The sequence below is a fragment of the Pirellulales bacterium genome, assembly GCA_036490175.1.
Taxonomy (GTDB): Bacteria; Planctomycetota; Planctomycetia; order Pirellulales; family JACPPG01; genus JACPPG01.
In genome coordinates, this window is the sequence record DASXEJ010000224.1 from 1 (window position 1) to 16,518 (window position 16,518).

The window sequence follows — 16,518 nt, forward strand, 5'->3', positions numbered from 1 at the left end:
TCGGCCGACAATGCACGCCGTTTTATGATGGACGTTGCCAGCCGCTTGAACATGCCCAAGCCGCATGCCAGCGACGCGCACGCCTTCAAGGTCGAAGGCTATCAGCCGGTCGTACAGATCAGCACGGACGGGTTTCAGGCATATCCTGAGGCTGTGGACTTGGCGTTCGGTCCCTACGTTCGCTACGGCACGATAGTCAAGGAATACCGCAACGCGCACATGATCTACACTCCGAGCGAAATGGTTGGCACGAAGCGGACCGGCATTAGGGGCATAGGGCGCCGACAGGAACGCACGATAACGACCAGCCACGTCGAAAGGTTGAACGGCACCCAGCGGGTATTCTTAAAGCGCCTGAATCGGCTGACGCTGTGCTTCTCAAAGAAGCTCCGCAATCTGGAAGCCGCGTTCGCCATGTTCGCCGCCTACTACAACTACTGCTGGCAAACCCGCAAGCCGGGCAAGAGCGGTCAGAAGCGGCCTACGGCGTGTATGATGGCGGGACTGGCCGGACACGTTTGGAGCTTCGACGAGCTATTTGATGCGGTTCTGGGATAGCAAAGAAAGGGAAGGTCATGCGCAATGTAATCGTTCCGGCATTTGTGGGAGCACTTGTGGGCGCGGCATTCGGTTCGCTTTGGCCGATTCCTAAGGATATCAAAGTCGAAACGATTTCAGCGAAGAGGATTTTTGTCGAGGATCGTGGAAATCGTATATCGATTGACGGAGACACCGGCATCAGCCTCAATCGACTTGACTATGCGGCTGCACTTCTTTGGTTCCGCGAACCCGGTACTGGATCACCGGGCACCGACGGACCAACCCTTTGGATTGCGAATGAAGACGGGGCTTTCAAAGCAACGCCATCCGGCGCAGGCGTCGTTCCTCGCGAGGACCGGCCAGCACCACAACGTTAAGACACTACCTCCGGATCCCCCTCCTTGCCCGCGTGTACGTCCGTCCCCTACAATCCAGGGTCCTGCGCTACGGCATGCGCTCCACCGCTGCTGGCGGTGTCAACGGATTGCCATCAGTCCCTGCCAAAGTGTTGCATGGCCGCTTCCGATATCGTCATTAAGGGGGCCCGCGAGCATAATCTCCGCTCGGTGGACCTGGTCCTGCCGCGCAATCGTCTGATCTGTCTGACCGGCGTCAGCGGCTCCGGCAAAAGCTCGCTGGCCTTCGACACGCTCTATGCCGAAGGGCAACGCCGTTACATCGAGAGCCTGTCGAGCTTCGCCCGGCAATTTCTCGGGCAGATGCCCAAGCCCGACGTCGAGTTCATTTCCGGCCTGAGCCCGTCGATTTCGATCTCGCAGAAATCGTCCGGCCAGAACCCGCGCTCGACCGTGGGGACCATCACCGAAATCTACGACTACCTGCGCGTGCTGTACGCCCGCACTGGGCTAGGACATTGCCCCAAATGTGCCCGGCCGATCACGGCCCAGACACGCGAGCAGATTTTGGGTCGTGTCGGCGCGCTCGAAAAAGGGACGCGATTCTCGATCCTGGCTCCGCTGATCCGTGGGCAGAAGGGGGAATATCGGGACCTGTTTGTCGACCTGATCAAGCAGGGATTTGTGCGGGCCCGCGTCGATGGCCGGGTGGTGCCGCTGTCTGACGATCTGCGGCTCGATCGCCAGATGCGGCACAACATCGAAGTCGTAATCGACCGGCTGGTGGCTTCGACCGAGGGGCGCGGCCGGCTGGCCGAAGCGGTCGAGCTGGCACTCAAGCTGGGTCAGGGAAACCTGGTGGTGGCGATCGATCCGGCCGAGGGGAGTAGCAGCGCACCGGCCGAGGGGGTGGCGCGCACCAGCGGGCGCAAGTCGAAGGCACGCGAGGGGCTGCCAGCCAGCCAAAGTGACGACATATATCTGTCGGCCCATTATGCCTGCACGCATTGCGGCCTGAGCTTCGAGCCGCCGAGCCCGCAACTGTTCAGCTTCAACAGCCCGCAAGGGATGTGCCTGTCGTGCGATGGTCTGGGCGAGGTGTACACGTTCGATCCCGATAGTTTGATTCCGGATCGCAGCAAATCATTCAAGCAGGGGGCGATCGAGCTGATTGGCCCCTGGCGAGATCTGGGTCGCTGGCGCCGGCATATCTTTCAAGGGGTGGCCGAAACGCTCGAACATCAGTTGGGGCTCGAGGCGGGTCAGATTCTCGACACGCCCTGGGACCAGCTCGACCCGCCGCTCGCCAAGCAATTGTTGTGGGGTACGGGCGACCTGCACATCACGTTCTCGTGGCGACATGGCAGCGGCACCCACAAGTACGGCGGCAAGTTCGCGGGCATCATTCCCGAGCTGCTCTCCAAATACCGCAACAGCCAGAGCGGCATGCAGCGCCGCCAACTGGAAAAGTACATGCGCGTGGTGGGCTGCGTGGCCTGCGGCGGCGTACGCCTGAACGAGCAGGCCCGCATGGTGACGTTGGGGTCGCGGCATCCGCGCTTTGCCGAGCAGCCTCAACGATCCTTGAACGAGGTCTGCGCGCTGTCGATCGCCGAGGCGACCGACTTCTTCAGCGAGCTCGAACTGGATGACACGCGGCAATTCATCGCGGCCGAGGTGCTGAAAGAAATTCGCGGGCGGCTGGGCTTCTTGCTCAACGTGGGGCTCGACTATCTGACCCTGGCCCGCACCGCCCCCACGCTATCGGGCGGAGAGTCGCAGCGCATTCGCCTGGCCGGGCAGATCGGTTGCGGGCTGGTGGGCGTGCTGTACATCCTGGACGAGCCCTCGATCGGATTGCACCCGCGCGATAACGATCGGCTGCTGGGCACGCTGGCCCAGTTGCGCGATCTCGGCAACACCGTGGTTGTGGTCGAGCACGACGAAGACACGATGCGGGCCGCGGACACGATCATTGATTTCGGCCCTGGCCCCGGCGTGCGCGGCGGCGAAGTGGTGGCCATCGGCGCGCCCGAAACAATCGCCGCCGAGCCGCGCAGCCTGACCGGGCAATACCTGGCCGGCACCCTGCGGATCGAGATCCCCGCTCAGCGCCGGCCTCCCGGCAAGCATTGGCTGAAGATTCTGGGCGCTGCGCATAACAACCTGAAAGACGTCGACGTTGAAATTCCCCTCGGCACGCTGGTGTGCGTCACCGGCGTATCGGGGTCGGGCAAGAGCTCGCTGGTGAGCGACATCTTGGTCGAGGCCTTGCGCCGCGATCTCAACGGCGGCGAAGGGCAACCAGGCAAGCACCGGGCGATCGAAGGCTTGGATCAACTCGACAAGCTGATCGCCATCGATCAGTCGCCCATCGGCCGCACTCCGCGCTCGAACCCGGCCACGTACATCAAGGTGTTCGACGACATTCGCAAGCTGTACGCGCAACTGCACGAGGCCAAGACGCGCGGCTACAAGGAAGGACGCTTCAGCTTCAATGTCGAAGGGGGACGTTGCGAAGCCTGCGAAGGAAACGGCTCGAACCGGCTCGAAATGGATTTCCTGGCCGATGTGTGGGTCACTTGCCCGGTCTGCCAGGGACACCGCTTCAATCGCGAGACGTTGCAGATTCGCTTCAAGGGAAAGTCGATCTCCGAAGTATTGGAGATGGACGTGCAGCAGGCGCTGACACACTTCGAGAACATTCCTGCGGTCAGCCACAAACTGCAAACGTTGCACGACGTGGGGCTCGATTATCTGAAGCTGGGGCAGCCTTCGCCCACGCTCTCGGGTGGCGAGGCGCAGCGCATCAAGCTGGCCCGCGAGCTGGTGAAGAAGAGCACCGGCCGCACGCTTTATCTGCTCGACGAGCCGACAACCGGGTTGCACTTTGCCGACATTCATATGTTGTTGAAGGTGCTGCAAGATTTTGCCGACGCGGGCAACACCGTGCTGGTGGTCGAACACAATCTGGACGTGATCAAGACGGCCGACTGGGTCATCGACATGGGGCCCGAAGGGGGCTCCGGCGGTGGCCAGGTGATCGTGGCCGGCACGCCCGAGGATGTCGCCAATACGCCGGCATCGCACACCGGCCGGTCGCTCGCGCCGATCCTCGCGCGCGACAGCCAGCCGGCCAAGAACCAAATCTCGTCGCGCCCCATCCGCCCTGCGGTCGAGTCGGCCACCAGTATTAAGGTGCGCGGCGCGCGGCAGCACAATCTACGCGACGTCGACGTGGAAATCCCACGCGACGCCATGACAGTCTGCTGCGGACCCAGCGGCTCGGGCAAAAGCTCGTTGGCCATGGACACGATCTATGCCGAGGGGCAACGGCGCTATGTCGAAAGTCTCAGCTCGTACGCCCGCCAGTTCGTCGGCCAGATGCAGAAGCCGCAACTGGAGCATATCGAGGGGCTATCGCCGGCGATTGCCATCGAGCAAAAGCACCTGGGCCACACACCCCGTTCGACCGTGGGGACGGTGACCGAGATTTACGATTTTCTGCGGATCCTGTTCGCAAGGCTGGGCAAATCGCATTGTCCCGATTGCGAAATCCCGATCGGTACGCAGACCTCGGACGAGATTATCGAGAAGGTCATGCAGCAGCCGGCCGGCACGCGGTTGTACCTGATGGCCCCGCTAGAGATTCACGTCGGCGACAAGTACGAGTCGCTGTGGGAAGAGATCCGCGCAGCCGGCTATCCGCGCATGCGCGTCGACGGGCAGACCTACCAGGTGGATCAGCCCCCCGAGATCGATCGCCGCCGCAAGCACACGGTGGAAGTGATTATCGATCGGGCGACGATCCGGCCCGAGGCCCGTTCGCGCGTGGCCGACAGCATCGAGAGCGCCCTGTCGCTGGGGCGCGGCGTGCTGCATGTCGTGTACCCTGTGGACGATGTGCCCGAGGCGCGCTGGCGGACCGAGATCTTCAGTCAGCATTTTGCCTGCGATCGTTGCGGCCGCAGCTTCGAGGCGCTGACGCCGCACAGCTTCTCGTTCAATAGCTCGCTGGGATGGTGTACGGCCTGCGAGGGCCTCGGCACGCAAACCGGCGCCAATACGTCGGCCCTGTTGCGCGATCCGAAGCTGACGCTGAAGGAAGGGGCCGTCGCCCTGTGGCCGGGAATCGAAAACAAGCTGTTCCAATTGATGCTGGCCGCGCTGTCGCAGAACACCGGCGTGCCGCTGGATGTTCCTTTCGAGCAGCTCACGGCCCGGCATCGCCGCGTGGTGCTGCACGGCGCGGGCGAAGCATGGATCGACGTCACGGCCCATGGAGCCAAAAAGTCGAGCGGTCCGCTGTTTCGTTTCCAGTACAAGGGGCTTTATCCCGCCCTGGAGGAGGCGTCACGCCTGTCGAGCGGCCTGCGCGGCAAGCTGGATCATCTGGTCGACGAAGTGGAGTGCTCGACGTGCGCCGGTAGCCGGCTGCGCGACGATGCTTCGGCCGTGCGGCTGCACGGCGAAACGATCGACGATGTGTGCCGCAAGCCGCTGGGAGATTTGCTGGCCCAATTCGTCAGTTGGAAGCCGACCGCGGCCGAGCGCAAGATCGCTGGTGAGTTGGTGCGCGAAGTGCGCAATCGTCTGCAATTTCTGGTCGACGTGGGGCTGGAATATCTTACGCTGAACCGCGCGGCCCCGACCCTCTCGGGCGGCGAAGCACAGCGCATCCGGCTGGCCAGCCAGGTCGGCAGCGGGCTGACCGGCGTGCTGTACGTGCTCGACGAACCGACGATCGGGCTGCACCCGCGCGATAATCTGCGCCTGCTCAGCGCGCTCATTCGCCTGCGCGACTTGGGCAATACGCTGTTGATGGTCGAGCACGATCGCGAAGTGATCGCCAACGCCGATTATCTGCTCGATTTCGGCCCCGCGGCCGGCGAGCACGGAGGTCGCATCGTGGCGCGCGGCGCGCCGCAGTTGGTGTCGCAGACTGAGGGCTCTGTCACGGGTCCGTACCTTTCCGGCGGCAAGGCGATCGCCGTGCCGACCAATCGCCGCGTAATGGCCGCGCCCCCTGCGCCGCGCGGCGCCAAAGCCGGCACAAAGGCCAAACCGAAAACCGCCAAGGCGTCCGCTGCCAAAACCGCCGCGGCGCCCGAGTGGGTGGCGCCGGCCAACGGCTGGCTGGAAGTCATCGGCGCGCGGCATAACAATCTGCGCAGCGTCGACGTCCGCATTCCGCTTGGCGCGCTGACGGTGGTGACCGGCGTCAGCGGCTCGGGCAAAAGCTCGCTCGTCGAAGACGTGTTGTACAACGCGCTCGCGCGGACCCTGCATCGCGCCACAGGCCTGGCCGCGGCGCACGACGCGATTCGCGGCGTCGAGTTGATCAACAAGGTGATCCGCGTCGATCAGCAGCCGCTGGGTAATACGCCCACCTCGAACCCGGCCACTTATACCGGCGTGTTCGAACTGATCCGCACGCTCTATTCCGAACTGCCCGACGCCAAGCTGCGCGGCTATACGCCACGGCGATTCAGTTTCAATGTGCCCGGAGGGCGCTGCGAGAAGTGCGAAGGCAACGGACAACTGCGCATCGAAATGCACTTTCTGCCCGACGTGTGGGTCGAGTGCGACGAATGCCGCGGGCGCCGTTACAACCCCGAAACGCTGGGCGTGCTGTTTCATGGACATTCGATTTCGGATGTGCTGGATATGCCCTGCGGCCGGGCGTTGAAACTGTTCCGCAACATCCCCAAGATTCGCCGCGTGCTGGAAACGCTATGCGACGTGGGGTTGGATTATCTGCGGCTTGGGCAATCGGCCCCCACGCTGTCCGGCGGCGAAGCGCAGCGCGTCAAGCTGGCTGCCGAGCTCGCCCGGCCTGATACAGGGCAAACGTTGTATCTGCTGGACGAGCCGACGACCGGTTTGCACTTCGACGATCTGGCCCGGTTGCTCGACGTGCTCAATCGGCTGGTCGACCTTGGCAACACCGTGGTGGTGATCGAGCACAATTTGGATGTGATCAAGACGGCCGACTGGATCATCGACATGGGGCCCGAGGCCGGCGAAGGAGGCGGGCAAGTCGTGGTGGCCGGCCCGCCCGAGCAAGTGGCCGCCCACGCGCAAGCCGCGGCGCCGCGCAGCGCGAAGAAGGCGCGTGCCAAAGCGAGTACAGACAAACCGTCCCCACGCGCCAAAAAGAGCGCCGCGCCTGAGAATCTGTTGCGATCGCACACGGGCGAGATGCTCGCTCCGGTGCTGGCCGCCGGGCCGCACGTGGTGCGCAAGCTGTACGACTTTGCAGCGCAAGAAGCGCGCCGCGAAGAGGATCTAGATATCAGCGACGTGGGGCGCGAGACGAATATGCCCTGGCAGGGAGACGGCCGCGGCTGGCACACCCGCGATCGTGTGGGAAGATCCGGGCAGCCCTGCCGGTGGGAGGGGCAGATCCTGGCCCGCGTGATCGATCGCGTGCAAGAGCTGGGGCACTTCGCGCCGACGAACTGGAACAGCCGCACCGTAGTCGAGATCACGGGCGAAAAGAAAAGTGACGGCTGGTTTTTGCATGCGGTGACGGGCGAAGAATGGCTGCTGCAATTGAAATTCCGCGTGGCCAAAAAATCGTTCCAGCGCGAGAACCTGGTCGAACGGCTGGATCTGAAACCGCTCAACGAGATTCACGAGCTGCCCGTGTACGGCTCGGAGCCGCGCGTGAAGTGCAAGAACCTGCGCGGCCCCTGGCAGGAAGTGCAGTTGCGCGTGCACTGGTTGCGCGAGATCGACCGGCCCGAGTTTTGGACGTTCCTGGAAGAGGCCGTGGCCGGTTTTCAGAAATTCGCCGAGCGCGCCGAGCAGCGGCCCGAGGACATAATGCCTTGGAAAGTGCTGGGCCAGAAATGGCACCTGTCGCGGAAAGGATTTCCGCCGGGCAAACGGATCGACTGGGAAGTGGAAGTGCTGGAAGAGCTGTGCGAGTTGCTTTCGGAAACCGCCGAAGGGGGGCAGTTTTTGTGGAACAACCAGCAAGTGGTACACGTCTGTCCGCCCGGCGGGGGCGAACCGTGGGCCACGATCCATACCAAGCGGCAGGCCGGCATCGATCTCTCGCTGGCGGGACCCAAGGGACGCTTTGCCCTGGGCCGCATCGCCGGGCTGGCGAGCAATCCCGAGATGCAAACCGACCGGCCCGACAAGGACCTGGTCAAGATGCGTTTCATCGACTCGAGCGAAATCACGACCGCCGAGTTTGCGGAATTCCTCCGCGAACACTACGCCGCGGCGAGTGAAAAGATGAAGCGGTCGTTGCAGAAATCTGTTACGTAGGTTCGGTGCGACGTGATCCTATGTCTCGATTTCCGGCCTGTAGGAATCCGGATCCGTGAACCCGGCCGTCCAGGCCACTGCCTGAGCGCAGCTGCGCATGTACGGCGGCACGCGCAACACGTAGCGACTACCGGTCGAGGGACAACGAACAACCACGCACACGATGTCCTCTCCGGCGTCGAAGCAGATCTGCAATAGCCGCCTTTCTCCGCCCCGATCGCGATCGCAATCGAAAGTCGTGGCGCGCGCATGATCGACAAGCCACTCCATCCCCACGCGTTCTATGAGGACACTGCGGTACGTAAGATTGGGCTCACCAAGTATTTCGTCAATCGAAAAGTCGTCTCGATCGCCGAAGGCGATTCGATCTGAAACCGTCGTGCCGCGCCACCGAATGCTGGTCGACCGCAGTGACCAAGGAAGAGATCGCAAGGATGTGCCGGCAACATCAATCCACGAGCGGATACGCAACCCATCGGGCAGCGCTGCGATTCTACTACAGCCGTTAAGATTCAAAGATTCCAATTGTCCGAAGGCCTCAGGAAGTTCCGCGAGACTTGAGCAGTCGCTGAGGTCTAAATGCCTCACGTGCAAAGCCGCCATGGCGGGCAGCTTCGTCAGCCGGACACAGCCACGCAGAATGAGTTCTTGGCACGTGAGCCCGTCGGACAACTGCTCGAGCGAAACGCATCCGGCCAAATCGAGTCGCTCGACGGTAATCGGCGGGACGAAATGCAATTGTCGGCAATCGCGCGCTCTGATGAGCCTCGAAACACTCAGGTTAAACGGTAAGCCGGCCACGTTCGTTCTGTCGAGCAGGAGCTCCTCACACGCCAAATGCCCAGGAAAAGCAAACAGGTTTGGGCAGTCGGTGACATCGATCGTCCGCGCGCAAAGGCCATAGGGTAGTGAACGCAACAACGTCGAGCGCGCAAGATTCAATGGCCCGTCAACGCGCATTCGTGCAGGGGCATTTCCTGCGCGAATGCGCGTGCGGGCAGCGTCGGGCGTCCAGTGCGTGAGGCGCCTCAGCCAGCGGAGCACGGCGATGGTCTCTAATGTTTAGTCAAAAACCACGCGCCGCATTTTCCGCACGTTTGGGTCGTATTCGCGCTGCCGCCAGATGCGATATTTACCGCGCGTGAGCACGATGGTGTCGTGCTCGTCGTGGATTACCATCGCCTCGTCTGTCAGCACGCTGAGATAAAGCTGGCCCTGATGCGCGAAAAGATCGGCCGAACAACACGAATCATCGACTCGGTGGCGATGACCCGTTGCTTCGCCTTCGGCCAGCACAAGGTCGGGCTGTTTGGCGGCACCGGGCGGAATGGATGGAACGCTCTCGATGAAGATGTCGCCTTGTCGATACAACATGGCAGCCTCCCAAGAATGAAGGGATGACAATATGAAGGGACGCCATCCCCTCAATGTATCGCAGCCCTGGGCCAGTGCCAAAGATATGTTAGCGAACGAACGGACCTGCTCCGCTACGTCAGAATCGGCCGCAGCACCGTCCCGGCTACGTCGGTCAGGCGGAAGTCGCGGCCGGCGTAGCGGTAGGTCAGCCGTGTGTGGTCCAGGCCCAACAGGTGCAGGATCGTGGCGTGGTAATCGTGAACGTGGACCGGGTCGGCGACGATCTTGCCACCATACTCGTCGGTGGCGCCATAGGTCATGCCGCCGCGCACTCCGGCGCCTGCCAGGAAACAGCTGAACGCTTCGGCGTGATGATTGCGCCCCTTCTCTTCCGGCTTGGCGGCCCAGGGCGTACGGCCGAACTCGGTGCAGCCGACGATCAGTGTCGACTCCAACAGACCGCGACGTTTCAAATCGCCGATCAGCGCGGCCAGGGCCCGGTCAACGCGCTGCGCCTTGCCACGATGCTGCTGCATATCGCCGTGGGCGTCCCAGTTGTCGTGCGAGCCGGTATCGATCAGCTCTACCACGCGTACGCCGCGCTCGACCAGTCGCCGTGCGGCCAGGCATTGCCAGGCGAACGATTTGCGATCCCCATCGGCAACACCGTACTCGGCCAAGGTCGCCGCGCTTTCGCGGACCACGTCGAACGCTTCGGGAGCTTCACGCATCATGCCGCGGGCCACGTCGAAGCTGCTGGAGCGGGCCATCAGATTCGCATCCTCGGCCCGCGCGGTCGAGTGCCGATCGTTGACATCGCGCAACATCAATTGCTCGAGCTCGGCCAGCCGCAGGCTGCGGGCCGTCGAGCGCAGATCGGGAATTGGATCGTCGCCGGGCGTGATCCGCACACCTTGATAATGCGGCGGCAAGAAGCTGTTGTCCCAGACTTGCGCACCGGCATACGGCAGATGTTCGGCCAGCACCATGTACGAGGGCATGTTCGCGTTGTGCGTTCCCAACGCATAGCTGACCCACGCCCCCAGGCTGGGCATCGGCACCGTGGCCGAGCCGGTGTGCATGGCCAGAGTCGCCTGAAAGTGCTCAACGATATCGGTATGCAGCGACCGCAGCACGCACAGCTCGTCGGCCACCCCGGCCAGGTTCGGAAACAACTCGCTGAGCATCAGGCCCGACCGACCGGCCGGCTGAAACTTGAACGGCGAGCCGAGCAAGAACCCACCGTTGTAAGGCTTACCATGATCGTCCGTGAGCCGCGACTTGGGATCGAACGTATCGACCTGGGAATAGCCGCCGGTCAGAAAGACAACGATCAGCCGTTCGGCCTTGGGGGGGAAATGACCTTGCCGCGGCGCAAGCGGATGCCCCGCGCCAAGCTGCGCCGCCAGAGCCAACCGCGCATGCAATCCGACACCGCCGCCCGCGGCCAAGGCGCCGGCCGAGGCACGGGCAAGAAAGGCTCGTCGATCAATTGCGTGCGGTTGTCTACTTGGGCTGTGCATATCCGTGTTGGCTCGGTTTAAAAACAAGTCGCAGTCACAGATACCCAAATGCTTTCAATGGGCACTGTGTCATCGGCGGATGCATGACGCGTTCAATCCACATACAAAAACTCGTTCGCGGACAGCAGCACTCTGGCGTAGCTCGTCCAGGTGGCGAGTTCGATTTCGTCGGACGTGCAGCCGGTGTTAGTCAGTTCCTGTCGTACGGCCTCGAGATATGCCAGCGCTCGCTCTGTTTCAGCGATTTCAGCCGTGCGCGCCCAGGCCCACTGTGTGGCCGTTTGCACGCGTACCTGCGGGTCCGAACTGGCGACCATAATTCGCGTGGCGAATCCGCGAGCCTGATCCGCCAGCAGCGGGTTGTTGAGGAAGAACAGCGCCTGCAAGGGCACCGTGGCCTCGGTCCGCGCACCGGTCGAGTAATTCGTGTCGGGCCCGTCGAACAGCATCAGATACGGATGCCGCTGCAGACGTTGCGTCATCAGATAGACGCTCCGTTTGTTCGAGGGAATGATGGTTTTGAACGGGCTATGTTGCGTCCAGTGCCACTCGTTCAAGGGCGGAAAAGGATGCGCCGCGGGCGGATCCAATTCCAGCGTACCGGCAATCGACAGCAGCGCGTCGCGCAGCGCTTCGGCGTCCAGTCGCCGACGATCGTGACGCCAATACAATCGGTTCTCCGGATCGATCGATAGCGCGGCCGGATTGGCTGTGGACGACATCTGATACGTGCGCGAAGACAGGATGGCGCGGTGCAGTGACTTGATCGACCAGCCACTGGCGACGAACTCGTGAGCCAGCCAATCGAGCAGCGCCGGATGGGTGGGCGCGGCGCCGCGGGTGCCGAAGTTCGAAGGCGTGGCCACGATCCCTTTACCAAAATGTTGCTGCCAGATGCGATTGACCATCACGCGGGCCAGCAGCGGATTCCGTGGGCCAACGAGCCAGTTGGCCAGTTGCTCGCGGCCGCTCGCGCCGGCGGGAATCGCCAAATCCTCTTCGCCGCGGAGGAATCGTGGCGCGTTGCGCGGCACCACCGAGCCCGGTTCGCCTGGCTCGCCATGATGTTGCAGTGGCACGTCGTGCGGTTCTCCATCGCTGACGGCATACGCGCCCGGCACGTTCGGAGGAAGCCCGCTGCGCTGCGCATCGCGCAAGTTGGCGCGGGCTGTCTTCAGCTTGGAGTCGAGCTCACGCTTGGCTTCTTTTTTCTCTTTTTCCAGGCCTGCGAGCTCTTGCTGTAGGTCGGCCGTGGCCGGATTGTGGCTGGGCAATTCGCTCAGTTGTTTTGTAATTGTTTCGAGACGCGTCTTGATCTCTTCGAGCTTCTTGGTCAGCGGCTCGTTCTGCTCGGCTTGCTCGACCACGGTCCGCAACTGTGCGATATGCCGGGCGTGAGCCTCGACGTTGGGGGCCACCGCGGCAGCCGGCACCAGCGGGACAAACCCGGTGCGGTTCAACTCTTTCGACTGGTATTCTTCCGAGCCGGCATAAGGATAGCGCGTGCTGTCGAAGATGCCGTACAGCGCGTAGTAATCTTCACTGGTCACGGGGTCGAATTTGTGATCGTGGCAGCGCGCACAGCGTAACGATAACCCCAAGAAGGCTTGCCCCAGGGTGTCGATCGTGTCCTCGATCGTCAGATGCCACAATTCCTTCGGCATGGTTCCGTAACGGCGCGTGAGGGCCACAAAGCCGGTGGCGATGACTTGCTCGGCATAACGATCGATCGGCGCGGCGGCGGCCAGGATGTCACCCGCCAGTTGCTCGCGCACGAACTGATCGTACGGTTTGTCGTTGTTGAAGGCCGCGATGATGTAATCGCGATACAGGTGTACCTCGGGCACGGGATAATCCGCGTTGTCGCCGGCCGTATCGGCGTAACGTACGACGTCCATCCAGTGCCGGCCCCACCGTTCACCATATCGAGGCGACGCCAACAGCCGGTCCACCACTCGAGCAAACGCGTCGGGCGAGTCATCGGCCAGAAACTGGGCCAGCTCGTCGGGCGTGGGGGGCAATCCGACCAGGTCGAAGTACACGCGCCGCAGCAATGCTTGTTTCGAAGCGGCCGGCGCCGGTTCCAGCCCAGCATCGCGCAAGCCGGCCATTACGAACCGATCGATCGGCGTCAGTGACCAGCCCGACGGGTCTTCTGGCGGCGTAACGTGCGCGACCGACTGAAACGCCCAATGACGTGCCGCGGCAAAGGCATCAGCCGTGGCGGCACGCGCGGGCCACACCGCGCCTGCGCGAATCCAGGCCACAAGATCGGCCACGTTGCGCTCGGGCAGTCGTTCGTCAGGAGGCATCACCAGGTCGTCGCTGTGGCGCATCGCCGTGACCAATAAGCTGCGCTCGGGATCACCCGGAACGATGGCTGGCCCGCGCTCACCGCCTGCGATCAGCGCATCCCGCGAGTCGACGCGCAGCCCGCTCGATTGTTTGTCGACGCCGTGACACTTGGCGCAGTGGGCCACCAGTAGCGGGCGGACGTTGCTTTCGAAAAACGCTTCCCCTTCGTCCTGCCGCGCGAGCGCGAGGCGAGCCGACAGGCTCAATGCAATCACCAGCGCTAACAAGATCGGACGGGGCATTCGAATCGTCCGGCGGGGTGTAGGAGACCTCGGGCCGTACACACGGGCTTCCGAAGCAGGGCCGGACCCCCAGGGTACGGCAGGCAGGGCATGGCCGTTAGTTTACCCGCCGCCCGGGTGGCATGCACGCTTTTGGCGGGCGTCGGTCATTTGAACCAAAATCGCTCGCCGCGGGCGAAGCGGGCCAAGCCGCGGGCGGTGCTTTCGCTGCGCATTACCGGGTACATGTTGGCGGCTTCTTCTTCGAGCGCTTCTTCCAGCGGCAGGTGCAGCCCGGTGAATGCGCTCGACAGATCGGCCAGCAGCGCATCGCGCGGCTGCTGACAGATTTGCGCGGCCATGTCGAGCGCGCGAGCCAGACCGCCCCCTTCGGGCACCAGCTCCCACACCAGGCCGATCTCTCGCGCGCGGGCGGCCGAGATGCGCTCGCCCGTGATGATCAGCGGCAAGGCATTGCCCAGCCCCAGCAATCGTGGCAAGTAGACCGTGCCGCCGTCGACCAGCGGGACGCCCCAGCGGCGGCAGGCGACCGAGAATGTGGCTTGCGGTTCGGCGATGCGGATGTGGCCGTGACAAAATAGCTCAAGGCCGCCGGCGTAGGCATAGCCTTGCGCCACGGTGATCACGGGTTTCACCTGAACGAGTCGCGAGCCCCCCATCGGCCCCGTGCCGCGCTTCAGCAGCTCGCCCGAGTTAGCCGTCGCTTCGCCGAGCGAGGTGAGCGATTCGAGCGCCTTGAGATCCGCGCCCGAACAGAAGGCTTTCTCGCCGGCGCCGTGCAATATAGCCACGAGCAATCGATCGTCGTCCTGAAAGCGCCGCCAGGCAGCCAGCAGCAATGCCGCCGCGGCGCCGTTGACGCAATTGTGTACCGCGGGGCGATTGATCGTGATCTGGAGAATGTCCCCCTCTTCGCCCGGATGAACCGTGGTCACCACATCGGCAGAGGCTGCGAGCCCAGTCATCGGCGAAGCTCCTGCGGCTCGATGATCACTTGGTCGTCCACTCGACCGGCTGCGGTGCGATATCTGCGGCGGGTAGCGTGCCGGCATCTTTGCGGCCACTGCCGGCCAGGCGACTGATCGCGCGGACCGTCATGTCGTGGTCGCACAGAATCTGGCAGCTCAGCCGGACGCCGGTCAGCCCACGCGCGGCCAGAACCGATTTTTCCGCCACGGTCATCTTGTCGGGCTCGCCAGCGACGAACTCGACGCGGCAAGTCGTGCAACGCGCATTGCCGCCACAGGCGTGCAGTTGATCGACGCCAGCTTCATCGGTAAGCGCCAGCACCAGGCGTTTGCCCTCGGGCACGGTGAAATCGCCCACTCCTTCGACCGATAGTTTTGGCATTGTATGAGTTCCTTATGCGAGGGGACGATGTTTGATTCAGTTAGTTCGATTGATTGTCAGCAACATGTGCAGGCCGGCAGCGTTCGCGCGAAAGAAGTTGTTCCCACGCGCGAGCTCGTGCCGGCGGCTACTTTGCCTGCGGGGCATTATTCCGCTCAGCCCACGGATTGGAAACCCCCTACAGCACGCGGCACACGAAGCACTTCAAATATTCGGTTTCCAGGCAGGTGGTGCTGATCGGATGATCTGGGGCGGCGCCGCGCTGTTCGATCACCTGGATCTCGCGCCCTAGCTGCTGCGAGACGCCGGCCAGCATGTAGAGGAAGTCCTCGCGCGTGACGCTGCCCGAGCAACTGCACGTCACCAGGATTCCGCCCGGGGGCAACAGCGAGGCGCCCAAGCGATTGATGCGATGATACGCGCGTAGCGCATCTTCGACCGAACGTCGCGTGCGGGTGAATTTGGGCGGATCAAGAATCACGACGTCGAATCGCTCGCGATCCGAAACCAAGGAGTCGAGCGCGTCGAAGCCATCGGCGGTCTCGAAGCGCGCGTTTGTGACCGAGTTCAACTCGGCGCCGGCCCGTGCCAGCGCCACGGCCTTATCGCTCGAATCGATGCCCAATACTTCGGCAGCATCTCCGAGCCGCGACGCGGCCAGGCTGAACCCGCCGGTGTAGCAGAACAGATCGAGCACCCGCGCGCCGCGCATGTAGGCAGCCACGGCACGCCGGTTTTCGCGCTGGTCGAGATAGAAACCCGTCTTCTGGCCCAGACCGATTTCGACTCCGTAGCGCAGACCATGTTCGGTCACGAAGACCGGACCGTCGGGCACGGCGCCCCAGGTGCGTTCCTCGTCCTTCGCTAAGCCTTCCAATCGCGCCAAAGTTTTGTCGGCCCGCACGACGATGCCGCGGGCACCGCTGATTTCGCCCAGGATGGGCAGAATTTCATCGACCCGCGATTGCATGGCGAGCGAGGTGACCTGCATGACCAGGTGCTGACCATAACGATCGACGATCAAGCCGCTCAGGCCGTCGGCCTCGCTGTAGACCAGGCGCGCCGCGCCGTCGACCTGGTCGTAGCCCAAGCGTCGGCGGAAGTCGACGGCCCGTTCGATCTTGGTGCGCCAAAAGTCCTGGTCGAGCGCATCGCCGGCCGACCAAGTGTAGAGTCGCACGCGGATTCGGCTCTGCGAGTTGTAGATGCCGCGGGCGACGAACTTGCCGTTGTGCGCGATCAAGTCCACGACGGCGCCATCGCCTGGCTGGCCATCGACGTGATCCACGGCCGAGTCCAGCACCCACGGATGCCGCCCGAAAAAGGGGCGCGCCTTGCGCGGCTTGAGAATGACTTGCGCTTCGGCGATTCCGCGGCGGCTTTCGGTGGTCGAACTCTCGATGTCCATGGGATCCTGACTACGGTTGGGAATTTCGAAATTGCGTTACGGGCCGCTACCCCGCTTGCCTGTGGCGCCGCGGCGGCAACACGGGTATATGGGTTACTTCGCACTCG

At 63.1% G+C, this 16,518-nt stretch carries 9 protein-coding genes and 1 pseudogene; 3 read left to right on the plus strand and 7 right to left on the minus strand.

All coding sequences use genetic code 11. The annotated features are described in order from the left end of the window. The 3 genes and pseudogenes from VGG64_16155 to uvrA all read left to right on the plus strand — a co-directional run bounded on the left by VGG64_16155 (window position 1) and on the right by uvrA (window position 8,177). Window positions 1–396 (plus strand): annotated as a pseudogene (locus tag VGG64_16155) (hypothetical protein). A gap of 218 nt (window positions 397–614) precedes the next feature. Continuing rightward, window positions 615–917 (plus strand): hypothetical protein, encoded by a 303-nt coding sequence (locus tag VGG64_16160; GenBank protein HEY1601137.1) that lies wholly within the window; start codon window positions 615–617, stop codon window positions 915–917. Window positions 918–1,052: 135 nt separating this feature from the next. Next, on the plus strand, window positions 1,053–8,177 hold the full coding sequence (uvrA, locus tag VGG64_16165; protein ID HEY1601138.1) for an excinuclease ABC subunit UvrA: 7,125 nt from the start codon (window positions 1,053–1,055) through the stop codon (window positions 8,175–8,177). An 18-nt stretch (window positions 8,178–8,195) separates the two neighbouring features. On the opposite strand, the gene VGG64_16170 is transcribed toward uvrA, so the two are convergent. The 7 genes from VGG64_16170 to VGG64_16200 all read right to left on the minus strand — a co-directional run bounded on the left by VGG64_16170 (window position 8,196) and on the right by VGG64_16200 (window position 16,411). Beyond that, complete coding sequence (locus VGG64_16170) at window positions 8,196–8,915, minus strand: hypothetical protein (GenBank protein ID HEY1601139.1); 720 nt, start codon at window positions 8,913–8,915, stop codon at window positions 8,196–8,198. A gap of 324 nt (window positions 8,916–9,239) precedes the next feature. Further along, entirely contained in the window at window positions 9,240–9,551 is a 312-nt protein-coding gene (locus tag VGG64_16175; GenBank protein ID HEY1601140.1) for a hypothetical protein, read from the minus strand. 113 nt (window positions 9,552–9,664) lie between these two features. Then, complete coding sequence (locus VGG64_16180) at window positions 9,665–11,056, minus strand: DUF1501 domain-containing protein (GenBank protein HEY1601141.1); 1,392 nt, start codon at window positions 11,054–11,056, stop codon at window positions 9,665–9,667. Between the two features lie 92 nt (window positions 11,057–11,148). Continuing rightward, on the minus strand, window positions 11,149–13,653 hold the full coding sequence (locus tag VGG64_16185) for a PSD1 and planctomycete cytochrome C domain-containing protein (GenBank protein HEY1601142.1): 2,505 nt from the start codon (window positions 13,651–13,653) through the stop codon (window positions 11,149–11,151). 146 nt (window positions 13,654–13,799) lie between these two features. After that, on the minus strand, window positions 13,800–14,618 hold the full coding sequence (locus VGG64_16190; GenBank protein HEY1601143.1) for an enoyl-CoA hydratase-related protein: 819 nt from the start codon (window positions 14,616–14,618) through the stop codon (window positions 13,800–13,802). A 25-nt stretch (window positions 14,619–14,643) separates the two neighbouring features. Next, entirely contained in the window at window positions 14,644–15,003 is a 360-nt protein-coding gene (locus VGG64_16195) for a 2Fe-2S iron-sulfur cluster-binding protein (protein HEY1601144.1), read from the minus strand. A 178-nt stretch (window positions 15,004–15,181) separates the two neighbouring features. Further along, entirely contained in the window at window positions 15,182–16,411 is a 1,230-nt protein-coding gene (locus VGG64_16200) for a class I SAM-dependent rRNA methyltransferase (GenBank protein ID HEY1601145.1), read from the minus strand. Window positions 16,412–16,518: the final 107 nt, after the last annotated feature.

Excerpts from the sequence above, each read along its gene's own strand:
- uvrA (HEY1601138.1), top strand. The coding sequence starts at position 1,053 with ATGGCCGCTTCCGATATCGTCATTAAGGGGGCCCGCGAGCATAATCTC.
- VGG64_16175 (HEY1601140.1), bottom strand. The coding sequence starts at position 9,551 with ATGTTGTATCGACAAGGCGACATCTTCATCGAGAGCGTTCCATCCATT.
- VGG64_16180 (HEY1601141.1), bottom strand. The coding sequence starts at position 11,056 with ATGCACAGCCCAAGTAGACAACCGCACGCAATTGATCGACGAGCCTTT.
- VGG64_16185 (HEY1601142.1), bottom strand. The coding sequence starts at position 13,653 with ATGCCCCGTCCGATCTTGTTAGCGCTGGTGATTGCATTGAGCCTGTCG.
- VGG64_16190 (HEY1601143.1), bottom strand. The coding sequence starts at position 14,618 with ATGACTGGGCTCGCAGCCTCTGCCGATGTGGTGACCACGGTTCATCCG.
- VGG64_16195 (HEY1601144.1), bottom strand. The coding sequence starts at position 15,003 with ATGCCAAAACTATCGGTCGAAGGAGTGGGCGATTTCACCGTGCCCGAG.
- VGG64_16200 (HEY1601145.1), bottom strand. The coding sequence starts at position 16,411 with ATGGACATCGAGAGTTCGACCACCGAAAGCCGCCGCGGAATCGCCGAA.